Here is a 1,161-nt window from a genome sequence, read left to right as displayed (position 1 = left end):
GAAAGTGATGCTGGGCGATGTAGTGAATATCAGTGAGCAGCCTGGGGTTAGCACAATTCGTCGCGAAGGTGGTTATCAAACCGTTTATGTGTACGGCTCTATTGATGAAGAACTCGTTGAGCCACAAGAAATTGTGAAAATCATCGACGATAGTATTTTGCCTGATATGAAGAAGCTGCACCCAAGTGTCAAAACAGAGCTGGGTGGTGACATCGAAGAGCAAGCCGCGCAGCGCAACGAACAAATCATGTTCTTTGTGGCAGGGATGATCATTGTTTATATCTTGCTTGCCGTACCATTGAAGAGCTATACCCAGCCTCTTATCGTGATGTCTGTTATCCCGTTTAGTTTAACAGGGGCGATTTGGGGACATTTCTGGTTGGGGCTAGACATTAGCATGATGTCGACATTCGGTTTGATCGCAGCCGCAGGTGTGGTGATCAACGACTCGTTGGTGATGACAGATTATGTGAACCAAGTCCGAGAGAAAGGAATGAGCATCAAGCAGGCGGTGGTTGAGGCTGGTTGTGCGCGTTTCCGAGCGATTACGCTGACATCCATCACGACCTTTGCGGGTGTATTGCCTATTATGTTCGAAACCAGTCTACAAGCACGTTTCGTAATACCAATGGCCGTCGCTTTGGGCTTTGCTGTGCTGTATGCCACAGTCCTGACGTTGGTGTTAGTGCCTTGTCTGTATCTAATGCTTGAAGATATTAAAAACATCTTTCGAGCGATTAAGCGCTTCTTCCAGCGTGTCATTGGTCGTTTTAGAAAAGCGTCAGTATCTTCAGATATTTCTGCGAATACATCGAACTAGCATCTCTTTTCTTAATAATAAATAGCAGCCTTCGGGCTGCTTTTTTTATGCCGAGGATTTAGGCCTAAATGATATTAGATTAATGTTTGAGGCGCACGTTTTGAGCCGATAAGTGTGAGGAGAAATGGCGCTCTATACTATAGATTAACTGAATGAAATTGGATGTTGGATTTGTTTGGTTAATTTAACACTTGGGGTGCGAAATTTACCATGCTGATATAAATATAAAAAAAGAACGTTTAATTAAGTTGTTGAATTTAAAGGGTTAAAAAGTTGGCATCGTATGTGCAATATATAAATTGTAACCAAAATGAACTGCTAATCCTCAAGGAGCTTATTAT

The 1,161-nt window shown here is 42.6% G+C and carries 1 protein-coding gene; it reads left to right on the top strand.

Annotated features, from left to right (window positions below; all coding sequences use genetic code 11):
* Positions 1-820 (top strand): efflux RND transporter permease subunit (locus tag R7040_RS24595; protein WP_318097290.1); only part of this gene is annotated, 820 nt, incomplete at its 5' end.
* Positions 821-1,161: the final 341 nt, after the last annotated feature.

It is taken from the genome of Vibrio sp. 1069 (assembly GCF_033340555.1).
This window is presented reverse-complemented; position numbering and strand designations above follow the sequence as displayed.